The 14,905-nt window shown below is 53.5% G+C and carries 14 protein-coding genes; all 14 read left to right on the top strand.

Annotation, left to right across the window (positions count from 1 at the left end):
- Nucleotides 1-14 precede the first annotated feature (14 nt).
- The 14 genes from ABLU96_RS00380 to ABLU96_RS00315 all read left to right on the top strand — a co-directional run bounded on the left by ABLU96_RS00380 (nt 15) and on the right by ABLU96_RS00315 (nt 14,821).
- The gene (locus ABLU96_RS00380; protein WP_064405494.1) at nt 15-2,702 is read left to right on the top strand and encodes a glycoside hydrolase family 32 protein; all 2,688 of its coding nucleotides are present in this window, start codon (nt 15-17) and stop codon (nt 2,700-2,702) included.
- 281 nt (nt 2,703-2,983) lie between these two features.
- Nucleotides 2,984-3,841, top strand: a complete 858-nt coding sequence (gspC, locus tag ABLU96_RS00375) for a type II secretion system protein GspC (RefSeq protein WP_064405497.1) — start codon at nt 2,984-2,986, stop codon at nt 3,839-3,841.
- 33 nt (nt 3,842-3,874) lie between these two features.
- A complete protein-coding gene (gene gspD, locus ABLU96_RS00370) occupies nt 3,875-5,821 on the top strand; it encodes a type II secretion system secretin GspD (protein ID WP_086073926.1) in 1,947 nt (648 codons plus the stop codon).
- Nucleotides 5,822-5,826: 5 nt separating this feature from the next.
- Nucleotides 5,827-7,326 carry a type II secretion system ATPase GspE gene (gene gspE / locus ABLU96_RS00365; protein ID WP_233933023.1) on the top strand — a complete coding sequence of 500 codons (1,500 nt, stop codon included), beginning with the start codon at nt 5,827-5,829 and terminating at the stop codon, nt 7,324-7,326.
- A 4-nt stretch (nt 7,327-7,330) separates the two neighbouring features.
- A complete protein-coding gene (gspF, locus tag ABLU96_RS00360) occupies nt 7,331-8,551 on the top strand; it encodes a type II secretion system inner membrane protein GspF (protein WP_048263548.1) in 1,221 nt (406 codons plus the stop codon).
- 29 nt (nt 8,552-8,580) lie between these two features.
- Nucleotides 8,581-9,009: a type II secretion system major pseudopilin GspG gene (gspG, locus tag ABLU96_RS00355; protein WP_042944533.1), complete on the top strand. Its 429-nt coding sequence runs from the start codon at nt 8,581-8,583 to the stop codon at nt 9,007-9,009.
- Complete coding sequence (gene gspH, locus ABLU96_RS00350; protein ID WP_064374605.1) at nt 9,009-9,560, top strand: type II secretion system minor pseudopilin GspH; 552 nt, start codon at nt 9,009-9,011, stop codon at nt 9,558-9,560. The genes gspG and gspH overlap by 1 nt, the downstream gene beginning before the upstream one ends.
- Nucleotides 9,557-9,922: a type II secretion system minor pseudopilin GspI gene (gene gspI / locus ABLU96_RS00345; protein ID WP_048263547.1), complete on the top strand. Its 366-nt coding sequence runs from the start codon at nt 9,557-9,559 to the stop codon at nt 9,920-9,922. Before gspH ends, gspI begins: the two co-directional genes overlap by 4 nt.
- Complete coding sequence (gspJ, locus tag ABLU96_RS00340) at nt 9,919-10,518, top strand: type II secretion system minor pseudopilin GspJ (protein WP_072065692.1); 600 nt, start codon at nt 9,919-9,921, stop codon at nt 10,516-10,518. The genes gspI and gspJ overlap by 4 nt, the downstream gene beginning before the upstream one ends.
- A complete protein-coding gene (gspK, locus tag ABLU96_RS00335) occupies nt 10,515-11,501 on the top strand; it encodes a type II secretion system minor pseudopilin GspK (RefSeq protein WP_348862241.1) in 987 nt (328 codons plus the stop codon). The genes gspJ and gspK overlap by 4 nt, the downstream gene beginning before the upstream one ends.
- Nucleotides 11,501-12,706, top strand: a complete 1,206-nt coding sequence (gspL, locus tag ABLU96_RS00330; RefSeq protein ID WP_064405499.1) for a type II secretion system protein GspL — start codon at nt 11,501-11,503, stop codon at nt 12,704-12,706. Before gspK ends, gspL begins: the two co-directional genes overlap by 1 nt.
- The gene (locus ABLU96_RS00325) at nt 12,693-13,187 is read left to right on the top strand and encodes a type II secretion system protein M (protein ID WP_014228304.1); all 495 of its coding nucleotides are present in this window, start codon (nt 12,693-12,695) and stop codon (nt 13,185-13,187) included. The genes gspL and ABLU96_RS00325 overlap by 14 nt, the downstream gene beginning before the upstream one ends.
- A complete protein-coding gene (locus ABLU96_RS00320) occupies nt 13,177-13,917 on the top strand; it encodes a type II secretion system protein N (protein ID WP_064358069.1) in 741 nt (246 codons plus the stop codon). Before ABLU96_RS00325 ends, ABLU96_RS00320 begins: the two co-directional genes overlap by 11 nt.
- A gap of 61 nt (nt 13,918-13,978) precedes the next feature.
- Entirely contained in the window at nt 13,979-14,821 is an 843-nt protein-coding gene (locus ABLU96_RS00315; protein ID WP_048263543.1) for an A24 family peptidase, read from the top strand.
- Nucleotides 14,822-14,905: the final 84 nt, after the last annotated feature.

Below are 14,905 nucleotides of genomic sequence, written 5' to 3'. Positions count from 1 at the left end.
TATAAGGACAGTATATGAAACATCATTTTTTTCTGAAAAATAGACTTACCCTTATTACTCTGGCAAGTTTAGCGTTACTGGCGGGGTGTGATAATTCGGATGATTATAGCGAGAATCATTCCTCACATCAGCAGTCATCGTATCTTGAAAAATATCGCCCTCAGCTACAGTTTACTGCGGCTAAAAACTGGCAAAACGACCCTAACGGCATGGTTTATTTTGACGGCGAATATCATCTTTTTTATCAATATAATCCGAATGGCAATAGCTGGGGAGATCTCTCGTGGGGACATGCCGTCAGTCGGGATCTGGTCTATTGGGAGGAGCTTCCCGTTGCGCTGCCGGTGGAAAAAGATGCCGATGGTAACGTCACGCAGATGTATTTTTCCGGCAGCGCGGTAGTTGATTTCAATAATAGCAGCGGTTTTGGCAAAGCGGATCGGCCGGCAATGGTGGCTATGTACACCAGCTATTATCCAACCGACATGACGCTGGATAATGGAAAGACCATCGCGGCGGGAACCCAGGCGCAGTCTATTGCTTATAGCCTGGATAAAGGGCGAACCTGGACGCAGTATGAAGATAATCCGGTCATCCCTTTACCGCCAGCGGGCTATGAGAGTCAGTTTAAGGAGTTTCGCGATCCTAAAATATTCTGGTATGCGCCGGAAAACAAATGGATCATGGTGGCGGTCATTGCGACTCAGCATAAAGCGGTATTTTATTCATCGACCGATTTGCGTAATTGGAACTTTATGAGCGAATTTGGTCCGGAGAATGCCGTTGGTGGCGTCTGGGAATGTCCTGATTTATTTGAACTGCCCGTTGATGGTGACAGTAATAATAAAAAATGGGTAATGGTCATAAATATCAATCCCGGCGGGCCTGCTGGCGGATCGGGTAATCAGTATTTTATTGGTCACTTTGATGGTGAACGTTTCACGCCTGATGATGATAGCGTGTTCAACGGCGAGGCGCCCGTCGGTTCACTCATTGCCGATTTCGAGGAAAGCGAGAGCGAATCCGGCTGGACGGCAACAAAAGATTTGCAGGGGGCTTATCTGTCTAAAGGTGACCGCGCCGGGCAGTCTGGCGTTAGCCAGTATCTGGGAGAGCAGCTCGTCAATACCTTCATTAATGGTGATGCCAGCGTCGGCAGCGTAACGTCTCCGGCGTTTAAAATTACCGATCGCTACATCAATCTGCTGGTCGGCGGCGGCAACCATCCGCGTAACCCGGATGCGGTTGAAGACAGCGTTCCGCCTTCCGGCGATCTGCTGTTTGCCGGTGCCGATTTTGAGGGGGAAGATGGCGCAACCTATGATGATATTGGTTGGACCTCAAACGGCGATTTTGTTGGTCAGGTCGTTGCCAGCGGCACGATAGCGACGCAGCAGCAGGTTTCCGGTTTTATGGGCGGGAAACTGGTCAACAGCTATTTTGGTGAATTAGTGGGTAAAGGGGGAGATGCGGTGACGGGGACCCTGACCTCAGCGAACTTCACCATCAATAAACCCTACATCAACTTCCTCGTTGGCGGCGGTAATCATCCTTATGGCGCGGAAGGCGCGGCGGCCGTCGTGCTGTTGGTCGATGGTAAAGTCGTCAGGTCGGCGACCGGTAGCGACAGTGAATCGCTGAACTGGACGCACTGGGATGTGCAAGAGTATCAGGGTAAGTCCGCCCGGATAATGATCGTTGATGAAAATACCGGTGGATATGGCCATATCCTGGCTGACCAGTTTATGGCCGGGGATGAGCCGGCGCAGCCAGTATCAACGGAGACCACGGTTAACCTGCTGGTGGATGGCAAGGTCGTTTATAGCGAAACCGGGGATAATTCGGAAACGCTGGGCTGGCGCTCCTGGAACGTGGCCGCGCTGAAGGGAGAGATGGCGCAAATCCGGATTGTGGACAATAGCACCGCCGGTTTTGGTCATGTGCTGGTCGATCACATCATACAGTCCGATCGGCCCAAACAGATTGCGAACTGGGGGGACTTCGGGTCGGATTTTTACGCGGCAGTGACCTGGAATGACGCACCTGATGGTAAACGCTATTGGCTTGGCTGGATGAGCAACTGGAACTACGCGGGCAGCATTCCTACCACCCCGTGGCGGGGCGGGCAGACTCTGGTTAGAGAGTTAAGTTTGCAGACGATTGATAATAAGATTCGCCTGGTACAAACGCCGGTGGATGCGCTGAAATCGCTGCGTGATAACGCCTTGTTTACCCTGTCCGAGGAGAAGGTGGTTGCCCCTGGTGACACGCTATTAGCGGATGGCCAGGTTCAGGGCCAGGTGTATGAAATCGAGGCGGAACTGCAGCCAGGCAGCGCGAGCGAAGCGGGCTTTAAGGTTCGCACGGGGAGCCACGGCGAGGAGACGCTGGTTGGCTATGATGCCGCGGCCGGCGAAGTGTTTATCGACCGTACAAAATCGGGAGCGAATGCGTTTAATTCTGGATTTGCGGCCCGCCATAGCGCCCCGCTGCCGTTGTCGGATGACGCCTCGGTAGCGCTGCGTATTATTGTCGATACTTCATCTGTTACCGTTTTCTCAGGGAAAGGCGAGGTCGTGCTGACGGATCAGATTTTCCCGGAGCCGGCCAGTCAAGGCATTGAGATATACAGTAAAGGCGGAGATATAAACGTAAAATCGTTGACTATCTGGCCTCTGAAATCAATCTGGGCAGATAAATAAAATATTAAGCGAGTATCGCGTAATACTTTGCCATTGGTTCGTTTTTTTATTCACACAAGCGCGGTCTGGATAATCGTAAGATATTCAACCGTGCTTGTGTGGAACCGATTGGTTTATTGTCTGCGTATGCCGCGGGGCATATTGCGGAAGTTATATTAATAAATATTTTCCTGATGGGATAACAGAGCAAGGATTAGCATCGTGATGACCAAAGGCATAAAGGTCGCGTTCCATAAAAGTTCCTCTGTAAATAAACAGAAAGTAGGGTAGAGGTGGGCGAGATGCAATTATCTGGCAGGTTGCTGGCATGCAGAGAAGCGACTTCGCGGTTTTTGACTCCGCGTTGGATGATGTGGGGATTATCGCTCTTGATATTAAATCAGCTCGCTCTGCTGAGCTGGCGGAGCTGGCTGGCTGACGATATATACCATGTGGACCTGGCGAAAGCGAAAGCCAATCCCGCTCCAGCAAAACCAGACCGCGGAATTGCGGCGGAAAACGATCGTTTTACCCTCTTTGGGACTTCGTCGCCCGCTTCCTCCGCCTCAGGCCGATCGGTATCCGACAATATTCTCCGTCATGCGCCGCCGTCGTCGCTCAAACTCCGTTTGGCCGGGGTTGTGGTGAGCTCCGACCCTAAAAATTCGATGGCGATTATTGCCAAAGATAGCAAGCAATTGACGCTTTTTGCCGGTGACAGCCTGCCGGGTTATTCTGCCAAAATTATGTCTATTCTTTCTGACCGCATTGTGATTTCTTACCAGGGGCGCTATGAATCGTTATTGTTTAATGAACAATCGGAGGCCGGAAGAAGCATCAATAAATCATCAGTAGCGCAAATCAAGACCCGGTTGCAAAAACACCCGCAAAATATTCTTGATTATATCAAGGTGGCACCCGTCATGGTGGAGAACAAACTTGCAGGCTATCGCCTTAATGCAGGTAAGAATAGGGATTTATTTTATCAATCAGGTTTGCAGGACAACGATCTTGCTATTGTGCTTAATGGTATGGATTTACGCGATACTCAACAGGCTCAGCAGGCACTGAAACAGCTTGCTGAACTCAGTGAGTTGAATCTTACCGTTGAGCGTGACGGTAAGCGGCAGAATATTTATTTTGTGCCTGGAGATGATTAATTGTTGAATATAAAAATAATCAAAAGACTCTGTATCGTTGTCTTGGTGTTTTTTTCGCTGGTCATTCGGCAGGGAGTGGGCGCTGAGTTTTCTGCCAGTTTTAAGGGGGTGGATATTCAGGAGTTTATTAATACCGTCAGCAAGAACCTGAATAAAACGATTATTATCGATCCGGCTGTACACGGCACGATTACGGTGCGTAGTTACGATAGGCTCAACGATGAACAATATTACCAGTTTTTCCTGAGCGTGCTGGATGTATACGGCTTTGCCGTGGTGGACATGAAGAACGGCGTGCTGAAGGTGGTCCGCGCCAAAGATGCAAAAACCGCGGCGGTACCTCTTGCCAGCGATGCTCAACCGGGAAAGGGAGATGAAGTCGTGGCGCGCGTTGTGTCCGTCAATAATGTGCCTGCCCGTGATTTGGTCCCGTTACTTCGTCAATTGAATGATAACGCCGGGGTGGGCAGCGTTGTGCATTATGAGCCTTCCAACGTCCTGTTGATGACGGGACGGGCGGGAGTGATTAAACATTTGATGGAAATAGTTGAGCGCGTTGATAAAGCGGGCGATCGCAGCGTCGTCACGTTACCGCTGGCCTACGCGTCTGCTGCAGACGTTGTCAAAATGGTGACCGAATTAACCCGGGATGCCGGTAAATCAGCGTCATCGGGCTTAATGATAGCGAATGTTGTTGCGGATGAACGCACGAATTCGGTATTGATTAGCGGCGAGCCGAATTCTCGTCAATTAATTATCGCGATAGTTAAGCAGCTGGATCGCGAACAATTTGTTCAGGGCAACACCAGAGTCATTTACCTGAAGTATGCCAAAGCGACCGATTTGGTCGAGGTCTTAACGGGGATCGGCGACACTATTCAGGGCGAGCAAAAGAGTGCTAAACCGGCCATCGCATTACGCAAAGACATTACTATCAAAGCGCATGAGCAAACCAACTCGCTGATCCTGACGGCGGCCCCGGACGTTATGCGGGATTTGGAGGGGGTGATAGCTCAGCTGGATATTCGTCGCGCCCAGGTCCTGGTCGAAGCGATTATTGCCGAAGTACAGGATGCTGATGGTCTCAATCTGGGCATTCAGTGGGCCAATAAAAATAGCGGCATGTCGCAATTTACCAATACGGGCCTACCTATTACGACCGCAATTGCCGGAGCCAATCAATATAAAAAAGAGGGCGCGGTGGATAGCTCGATTGCCAGTACGCTCAACGGTCTTAATGGTATTGCGGCCGGGTTTTATCAGGGTAATTGGGCGATGTTATTGAGCGCGCTTTCCAGTAATAGCAAGAATGATATTTTGGCGACGCCGAGCATCGTGACGCTGGATAATATGGAGGCCATGTTCAATGTCGGCCAGGAGGTACCGGTGCTCTCCGGCTCGCAAACAACCTCTGGCGATAACGTCTTCAATACCGTGGAGCGCAAAACGGTCGGGATTAAGTTGAAGGTAAAGCCACAGATTAACGAAGGGGATTCTGTTTTACTGGAAATCGAACAGGAGGTTTCCAGCGTGGCTGACGCCGCCTCCAGCAGTAGCGCTGACCTGGGGGCGACCTTCAATACTCGCACGGTTAATAATGCGGTGCTGGTGGGAAGTGGCGAAACGGTCGTCGTCGGAGGGCTGCTGGATAAAAGCGTGACGGATAGCGTGGATAAAGTCCCGGTGCTGGGAGATATTCCGGTTCTGGGTTACCTGTTTCGCTCTAACAGTAAAAAAGTCTCCAGACGTAATCTGATGCTCTTTATTCGCCCATCAATTATCCGCGATCGCGATCAGTATCGTCATGCATCCGCTGATAAATATCATGCTTTTAATCAGGAACAAATTCAGCAGCGTGGTCATCAGGATAACCCCGCGACGTTAAACAATGACGTATTAAAGCTGCCTCCGGATCAAAATGGCGCCACCTTCCTGAAGGTTCGCGCGGCGATTAGCGCATTTTATTCGCAGGAGGGGTAAAGAATATGCCTGTTGCCGACGTGAATAAACCGCATCCGCAGCTTCCCTTTGCCTATGCGCATGCTCAACGCATTTTACTGCAGTGGGAGAATACTGAATGCCGGGTGCTGCGTGTCGTGGAAACGACAGCCGCAGCGTTGCTTGAAACCCGTAGGGTTGCCGGGTGTGCCCTGAATATTCGTACGCTATCGAATGCGGAGTTTGAGAAACAACTGATTAGTAGTTACCAGCGAGACTCAACCGAAACGCGGCGACTGATGGTTGATATCGGCAACGAAGTGGATTTTTATACCCTGGAGGAAGAGTTACCTGACAGCGATGATTTGCTGGATGCCGATGATGATGCTCCGATAATCCGTCTGATTAATGCCATGCTGACCGAGGCGATTAAGGATAAAGCGTCAGATATTCACATCGAAACCTATGAACGTCATTTGCAAATTCGCTTTCGGGTAGATGGCGTACTGCGTGAAATATTACGCCCTCAGCGCCGTCTGGCTTCTTTATTGATCTCTCGTATTAAGGTTATGGCGCGGTTGGATATCGCGGAAAAGCGTATTCCTCAGGATGGGCGCATGGCGTTACGCATTGGCGGCCGGGCGATTGATGTGCGAGTGTCGACTTTACCTTCTCATTACGGTGAACGAATTGTTCTGCGTTTGCTGGATAAAAGCAGCGTGAATTTGGATCTGTCGACATTAGGCATGTCATTATCGCACCAGCAGCAGATCGATGAACTGATTCAGCGGCCGCACGGTATTCTCCTCGTCACCGGTCCGACAGGTTCAGGGAAGAGCACGACGCTTTATGCGGCGTTGAGTCGTCTCAATGCGAGTGAACGCAATATTATGACGATTGAAGATCCTATTGAGTATGAGCTCGAGGGTATTGGTCAGACGCAGGTAAACGCCAAAGTAGAGATGACTTTTGCGCGCGGTTTACGCGCCATTCTGCGTCAGGACCCTGATGTCGTACTGGTTGGGGAGATCCGCGATAGTGAAACCGCGCAGATTGCGGTTCAGGCATCCTTGACCGGGCATTTGGTTCTTTCAACACTCCATACCAACAGTGCGTTGGGGGCATTATCACGTCTGCAAGATATGGGGATTGAACCTTTTTTACTGTCTACGTCGTTATTGGCCGTATTGGCGCAGAGGCTGGTGCGGACTCTTTGCCCCGATTGCCGCCAGCCCTACTTAGTCGATCCCGCGTTGGCCCATCAGATGGGGATTGCGCCCGGAACTCGCTTATGGCAGCCGAAGGGATGTCCGCAATGCGGCTTTACTGGCTATCGTGGGCGTACCGGGATACATGAATTACTGCTGATTGACGATAGGATCCGTACCGCAATCCATAAGGGCCACGGCGAGTTCGCGATTGCCCGCTTACTGGAGCATGAATACAAAACGTTACGCTATGCCGGGCTGGAAAAAGCCCTGTCCGGCGAGACAAGCTGGGAAGAGGTCATCCGGGTGACTGAAAACCAGTCTCAGGAAAAGGAGTGACCGCGTGTTATTCCACTATCAGGTATTAGACGAGCGGGGTAAAAAGCGGCGGGGGAGCCTGGAGGCAGATTCCGCTCGTCATGCTCGTCAACGCTTACGAGAACAAGGGCTGGTTCCGCTGGCGCTGGTCGAAGGGCTGAATGAGGCCGGGCGGAATAAACGCGGGTGGCGTATTTCCTGGTCGCGTGGAATAAGCAGCGCCGATCTGGCGCTACTGACTCGCCAGTTGGCGACGCTGGTCGCTGCCGCTTTACCTCTGGAAGATGCGCTGGATGCGGTGGCAAAACAAAGTGAAAAACCGCGCCAGCGTAGCCTGATGGCCGCCGTGCGTAGCAAAGTTCTTGAAGGTCATTCGCTGGCGGAAGCGATGGCAGGATATCCTGCCAGTTTTGAGCGGTTGTACTGCGCGATGGTGGCGGCGGGTGAAGCTTCTGGTCACCTGGACCAGGTTCTGAATCGACTCGCTGATTACACCGAACAGCGCCAGCAAATGCGCGCGCGCATCATGCAGGCCATGATTTATCCCTGCGTGCTCACCGTTGTCGCTATTAGCGTCGTTGCCACGCTTCTTTCTGCCGTCGTGCCCAGGATCGTCGAGCAGTTTATTCATATGAAGCAGGCGCTACCGCTATCAACGCGAGTGCTCATGGCGATGAGCGACGGGGTTCGCACTTTTGGTCCCGGGATACTGTTGCTGCTGTTCGCCGGGCTAGTGCTGATTCGTCGATTGCTACGCCATGAAAGTCGACGTATTGCTTTTCATCATCGGCTGCTGCGCCTGCCCATTATTGGGCGCGTTGCCCGCGGCCTGAATACCGCTCGTTATGCCAGAACGCTGAGTATTCTGAACGCCAGTTCCGTGCCGTTGCTGCAAGCGATGCGTATTAGCGGCGAGGTGCTCACCAACGAATATGCGCGTCAACAGCTGTCGTTAGCGACGGAATCGGTGCGCGAGGGGGTTAGCCTGCATCGCGCGCTGGAAATGACCGAACTCTTTCCCCCCATGATGCGCCATATGATCGCCAGCGGTGAACGTAGTGGGGAACTGGACAGCATGCTGGAACATGCTGCGGATAACCAGGACCGGGAATTGACGTCTCACATGCAATTAGCGCTGGGGCTGTTTGAACCTCTCTTGATCGTTGGTATGGCGGCAATAGTGTTATTTATCGTCATCGCCATTCTGCAACCGATCCTGCAATTAAATAATTTAATCAGCATGTGAATCTGATGGGCAAATATAAGGAGATTAAAATGCGGCGACAGAGTCAGCGTGGTTTTACGCTGCTGGAAATCATGGTGGTCATTGTCATTATGGGCATTCTGGCAAGTTTAGTTGTACCTAATCTGATGGGAAATAAAGATAAAGCCGATCGTCAAAAAGTCGTCAGCGATATTGTGGCGTTAGAGAGCGCGCTGGATATGTATAAATTGGATAACAGCCGATATCCCACCACGGAGCAGGGGCTGCAGGCGCTAATCACGAAACCGTCGGTACCACCCGAAGCGCGTCATTATCCCCAGGATGGTTATATTCGCCGTTTGCCTCAGGACCCGTGGGGTGGGGATTATCAGCTAGTCAGCCCGGGTCAGCACGGACAGATAGACATATTCTCCTCCGGGCAAGATGGCGTGCCGGGTACTGACGATGATATCGGTAACTGGACGCTGGGTAAGAAATAGTGCGTCAGCGTGGTTTTACCGTGCTGGAAATGATGCTTGTTGTGCTGCTGATGGGGAGCGCGGCCAGTCTGGTCATCATGTCATTTCCGGCCATGCAGCAGGATACCGCGGAGCAACAGTTGCAACGCTTTCAGGCGCAGCTGGAGTTTGCCATGGATAGCGGTATGCAAAACGATCGGCTACTGGGGATCCAGATTCGGCCCAATGGCTGGCAGTTTCAGGTGCTGCAAAGCCAGGCGGCGGAAACGCGTTCTTCGGTTGCGCATTCGGATCGTTGGCAGGGCTACGTCTGGCAAATATGGCAACCGCGTCAGGCTGCGTTAGGCGGCCACGTTCCGGATAACCAGCCGCTCACGCTACGTCTCCCTCCTCTGCAGGAGTGGCCGCCAACCGCGGAACCGGCGGCGGACCCCGATATTTTGCTATTGCCTGGCGGGGAGATTACGCCCTTTACATTAATTTTCGGCGAGAAAAACGATCGCTCCGAAGTCTGGCTGCGGGTAGATGAAAGCGGCGCGATTGCGACATCGGCAAAAGGAGGCGCGCCATGAATAAACAAAAAGGGATGACGCTGCTGGAGGTTCTGGTGGCGCTGGCCATTTTTGCTCTGGCCGGGCTAACCCTGCTGCAAACCACCGCCCAGCAGGCCAGAAACGCAGGCATGATGAAAGAGAAAATGCTGGCAAGTTGGCTGGCCGATAACCAACAGGTCAGATTACATCTCAACAAACTATGGCCCGAAAAAAGCGCGACGGGCGCTTCGGTGACCTATGCCGGAGAAGAGTGGTATCTCAGCTGGCAGGGGGTTGATACAGAGCTCAGCCAGCTACGGGCGCTGGATATTGAAGTGCGGCGCCATAAACAAGATGCCGCGGCGATATTTTCTTTACGCAGCTACGTGGTGCACGAATGAGCCGTTGCCGCGAACGAGGTTTTACGCTGCTGGAAATGTTACTCGCATTAGCCATTTTTGCAGCGTTGAGTCTCAGCGCTTTCCAGATATTACAGGGGGTGATGCGCAATGATGAGATGGCACAGCGTCAGGTACAACGGTTAACCGAGCTTCAGCGCGCCTTCGTTTACCTGGAGGGCGACTTTGGTCAGATCATCCCGCGCCCTCCGCGAGGGGATGAACGACTGTTCTACGCTGCTCGTTATCAGCGCCAAAGTGCGGACTGGAGCATCTCCTTCATGCGTAACGGTTGGCAAAACCCGATGGGAATATTACCCCGCTCCGAGCTGCAGCGGGTGGGGTATCGTCTGCGCCATCAGCAGCTGGAGCGGCTGAACTATGTTCATACGGATCCGCAGGCTGGGGAAGAGCCAATCGTGAAGGTTTTGCTGAAAGACGTGAGCGCTTTTCGTTTGCGCTTTTTTGCCAACGGTATGTGGCGCGATAGCTGGAACGACACAACGCGTTTACCCGAGGGAATTGAAGTGTCGTTAGTCGTGGCCGACGTGGGTGAAGTGAGCCGCTTATTTTTCGTCACGACCGGAGAGCAAGCATGAAGCGGCGGCAAAGAGGCGTAGCGTTGCTGGTGGTATTGCTGATTCTGGCGCTCATGGTGACCATGTCGACAACGATAGCCGAGCGTAATGGCCGAGCCTGGCAGCGGACGATGGCTCAAGTGGAGCGTCTGCGGGCGAAATGGTATGCCCGGTCGGCGGAATCATTGGCCGCAAAAATACTACAGAGAGACGCATCTGGTTCACCGAATAAAACGGATTTAGCCCAAAAGTGGGCGCAGGGACCTCGCCGTTTTACCATTGATGATGGCGAAGTCTCCGGGCTGATCGTTGATGGACAGGCCTGTTTTAATCTCAATGCGATTAACCAGGGGGGCGCCGGCGAGGGAAGGCAGTCGACGTTACCTTACTCCAGACAGGTTTTCAGACAGTTACTTATCAACCTGGGTGAGGGGGCATTGCGTGCGACGCAGATAACCGCAGCCCTGAGCGACTGGATAGACAGCGATAATGCGCTGGGAATCGAGGGGAGTGAAGATGCGCGCGACGGGCCGCAATCGGCGCCGTATCTACCCGCGCATCAACCGATGCAGGATATCAGCGAGCTGCGGACCGTTTCTGGCGTTGATGCCGAACTTTATCGTCGCCTTTTGCCCTATGTTTGCGTACTGCCTGTCCAGACGCTGTCGATAAATATCAATACGTTGAGCGAGTCGCAAAGTCCCTTATTCGCGGCGCTATTTGTGGGGGAACTGGATCCCGCGGGGGCGAAGAAGCTGCTACAGCAACGTCCGCACGGCGGCTGGAATAGCACAACAGCATTTTTGGCTCAGGAGGCGCTTAAGGACAGGGATACCTCTGCGATCAAGTACGTATTGACCGTAAAGAGCGATCTGTTTTTTGCCGATTTTAATGTGCAGGTGGGGGACATTCACTATAGCCAGCGCAGCCTGTTGAGCAAGTCGGGTCATCGCTTCCAGGTGATACGACGACAGCCTGGATTCAGCATGCTGAGGGAGCCCTAATGAAGAGCAAAAAATCGCGTCTACAGGCCCGGTTGATACTGCATTTGCCCGGTGATGAAAAACAGCCCGTGCGGTGGTCTTTCCGTTCGCCAGGCGGGGATGAGCAAGGCGAACTGGCGACGGGGGAAAACGATGAGAGATTAACGCATCTTTTCGCGACTTATCCGGCACATATCCTGGTCCCTGCGAGTGAGTTTGTTTTCCATCAAGTGACGCTTCCGCCTAACGCCGGGCGCCAGCGTCTGCAGCTGCTGCCGTTCATGCTCGAGGAGCAGCTGGCAACGGAGGTCGATGGGCTTCATTTCGCCATTTTACACCAGCGCGGCGAGGTATGTGACGTTGCGGTAGTCGACAAACGCGATATGCATCAGTGGATCAGCCGTTGCGATCGGCTAGGGGTACGGGTGCTGACAATGCTTCCGGATGTGCTTGCGCTGCCGCGGGTCGACCACGGCTGGAGCGCGGTGAACGTCGATGATCGGTGGTTATTTCGGCGAGAGGCTCACGCCGGGATGGTGGTGGAATCGTCCTGGCTACCCGAGTTTTTAGCCATCTGGAGTCCGAAGGTGATTGAGAGCTATTCCCAACCGCCTGCGTTAAGCCCCCCTTGTTGTGAATGGCGAGCGCATACGCCGCAGAATTTTCTGCAACTGGCGGCCGGGGGGGAACCCTATGATGGCGCCGATCTTCGTCAGGGTGAATTTGCCCGCGTCGGGACTTTGCGAGCGGGACTACGGCCCTGGCGGCCGGTGATGATGTTATTCACCGGCTATTTACTCTTGTCGTGCGTGAATGCCGGTTTATCTCACTATCAGCTGGGACAACAGGCAGACCATTGGCGGCAGGAAAGCCGTCGGGTCTACCAGGCGCTGTTCCCGGCGGATAAAAATGTGCTTAACCCTCGTACGCAGCTGCAAAAGCACCTACAGCAGCTACGGCCGACCGGGCAGGATGGACTGGCTGTACACATGCATCAGTTGCAACAACTGATGGCGAAGCATCCGCAAATCGAGTTGCGGGCGTTGTCCTATGATGCCGGGCGTAAAACGCTGAAAATTGATCTCTATGCCGCATCTTTTCTGGTGTTAGAGCAGTTCCAGAGCGGCGCGGGGCAACATTATCGGGTGCAGCCGGGCGAGGTTAAACAGAACCCGCATGGGGTTGAGAGCCGGCTGACGCTGGAAATAAAAGATGAATACATTTAAGCGCTACTGGCAACAGCTTAGCCTACGGGAGCGTGCCCTGGTATTGGGGGGCGGAGGCCTGGCTGTCGCGTGTCTGTTTTATTACATCCTGTGGTTACCGTGGCGGCAGCAGGCGGCGCAATGGCAGCGCACGATTGCCGATGAAAAGAGCACGATAGAGCGGATGTTGCAGCTGGCGCCACGTATACGCCAACAGGATACACGGCCGCTATCCGCCCGTGACGAAAACCTCAGCGTGTCGGCGGTTGTTACGCAGAGCGCGGCAGCTCAGGGGGTGAGTATCACGCGTATTCAGCCGCAGGGACAACAGCTGGCAATAACGCTGGAGCCCGGCGACTTTAACGGATTCATGCATTGGCTGATTACTCTGGAGCAACAGCATCGCATCCATATTACGGCCCTGGAGGTGGCAGCGTACCGCGATAAACCGGGATGGGTAGCGGTAAATAAACTGACGCTGGAGCGTAAAGATGAGCCTTAAACTCAAGAAGCTGGTGCTTGTATTGGTCTGTTATCTGCTGCTGCTGGCGGGAAATGCCCCTGCCGGGGTAGTGCGCGTTTTTATGCCCGCCGATATTAAGGCCGGTCGCTTTTCCGGGTCTTTATGGCAAGGTCGCGTGTACCAGCTCACCTGGCGCAACGTTACGATTGAAGACGTCCATTGGCAGCTCACTTTCTCCTCCTGGCGACCGGCAATAAAAGTCGCGTTGCGGGATCCCCGTGGCTTGCAGGGAACAGGAACTTTACGCGGTTGGCACGATCTTGAATGGTATGAGTGGCAACTTTCCGCTCCTGCCGATTTTGTCCGCCAGCAGCTGCCGCTGGCGTTAGCGATGACCCTCAAAGGGGGGCTGCAGCTGCAATTGCACCAGGGGGAGTTTACCTCCCATGGCTGCCAGCGTCTTGGCGGCGTCATCAAGTGGCGGCAGGCTCAGATGGCGACGCCTCTGGGCGATTTGGATCTCACCGATGTTGACGGAGAGTTGAGCTGCAACGGAAAAGGGGAACTGGCGTTGGTCCTGAAACAGGACTCTCCTCATCTGAACATCGAGGGAAGGGGAGTCGTGGGGGCTGGCGGCGGCTATCGATTTAACGGACTGGTGCGGAGCGGACCGATGCTGCCTGAGGCCATGAAACCATTGATAGCGAAGGTTGGCCGGGCTAACGAGCGGGGCCAGATAGCCTGGCAGACGCAGGGGCAATTATTTTGATCCGTGATGTCCCCCTCCGACAGGAAAAAGAGGGAGATGCTGGACCCGCAGAGGGCGCTTTATGACATTATTAGTGGCTTTTTCATCCACGTATCCCATCATTTGGTGGTTTGGTCTTGGGGCGACAGGCGCTATCGTCGGGAGTTTTCTCAATGTGGTGATCTGCCGCTTACCCGTAATGCTCGAGAAACACTGGCAGCGTGAGGCGTTGCTGCAGCTGTCACTGCCTTCATCTGAACCCACGGCGCGCTTTAATCTGGTATTGCCGCACTCTCGTTGCCCATATTGTCATACTCCTGTTGCCGCAAGGGATAATATACCTCTGCTGAGTTTCCTGTTGTTAAAGGGCAAGGCTCGCTGTTGCGGCGCGCCTATTTCCGCGCAGTATCCGCTGGTTGAGGCGGCCACCGCCGCGCTGTTTGTCTTAACCGCGCGTGTATTTCCGCCGGGGCTGGCGCTTTGTGGCGCCTGGGTATTCGTCTCTTTTTTATTGATCCTGGCCGTTATTGATTATCACCGACAGCTGCTACCCGATGTCCTGACGCTGCCCTTATTGTGGATCGGCTTACTGTTTAATCTTCAGTCGTGTTTTGTTTCGTTGCCGCAGGCGACGATTGGCGCAGTGGCAGGATATCTCTGCTTGTGGTGCCTGTTCTGGCTCTTCAAGCTACTGACAGGCAAGGATGCGCTGGGCTATGGCGATTTTAAGCTACTGGCCGCGCTGGGGGCCTGGCTAGGCTGGCAAGCATTACCCCATGTGGTTTTACTGGCGGCGATAAGCGGATTGCTGTTTGCGTTCGTACAGCGAGGAGGGGCAAAAAAAGATCTCAATCAGCCGCTGGCATTCGGCCCGTGGCTGGCCTTAGCCGGTGTGGCAAATATGCTGCTATTTCAGGGTATTTGACCGAGAAACGGTTGATGTTCGCGCCCGGAAGGCGGGTCAACGGCGATATCCTTCCTGCGGAGCGCTAACGGCGGAAAAAGAGGG

Source organism: Klebsiella sp. CN_Kp106 (assembly GCF_040064575.1).
In the GTDB taxonomy this organism is placed as follows: Bacteria; Pseudomonadota; Gammaproteobacteria; order Enterobacterales; family Enterobacteriaceae; genus Klebsiella; species Klebsiella michiganensis.
This window is presented reverse-complemented; position numbering and strand designations above follow the sequence as displayed.

Excerpts from the sequence above, each read along its gene's own strand:
- ABLU96_RS00320 (WP_064358069.1), top strand. The coding sequence starts at position 13,177 with ATGAGCCTTAAACTCAAGAAGCTGGTGCTTGTATTGGTCTGTTATCTG.
- ABLU96_RS00380 (WP_064405494.1), top strand. The coding sequence starts at position 15 with ATGAAACATCATTTTTTTCTGAAAAATAGACTTACCCTTATTACTCTG.
- gspC (WP_064405497.1), top strand. The coding sequence starts at position 2,984 with ATGCAATTATCTGGCAGGTTGCTGGCATGCAGAGAAGCGACTTCGCGG.
- gspL (WP_064405499.1), top strand. The coding sequence starts at position 11,501 with ATGAAGAGCAAAAAATCGCGTCTACAGGCCCGGTTGATACTGCATTTG.
- gspJ (WP_072065692.1), top strand. The coding sequence starts at position 9,919 with ATGAGCCGTTGCCGCGAACGAGGTTTTACGCTGCTGGAAATGTTACTC.
- gspI (WP_048263547.1), top strand. The coding sequence starts at position 9,557 with ATGAATAAACAAAAAGGGATGACGCTGCTGGAGGTTCTGGTGGCGCTG.
- gspK (WP_348862241.1), top strand. The coding sequence starts at position 10,515 with ATGAAGCGGCGGCAAAGAGGCGTAGCGTTGCTGGTGGTATTGCTGATT.
- ABLU96_RS00315 (WP_048263543.1), top strand. The coding sequence starts at position 13,979 with ATGACATTATTAGTGGCTTTTTCATCCACGTATCCCATCATTTGGTGG.
- gspG (WP_042944533.1), top strand. The coding sequence starts at position 8,581 with ATGCGGCGACAGAGTCAGCGTGGTTTTACGCTGCTGGAAATCATGGTG.
- ABLU96_RS00325 (WP_014228304.1), top strand. The coding sequence starts at position 12,693 with ATGAATACATTTAAGCGCTACTGGCAACAGCTTAGCCTACGGGAGCGT.
- gspE (WP_233933023.1), top strand. The coding sequence starts at position 5,827 with ATGCCTGTTGCCGACGTGAATAAACCGCATCCGCAGCTTCCCTTTGCC.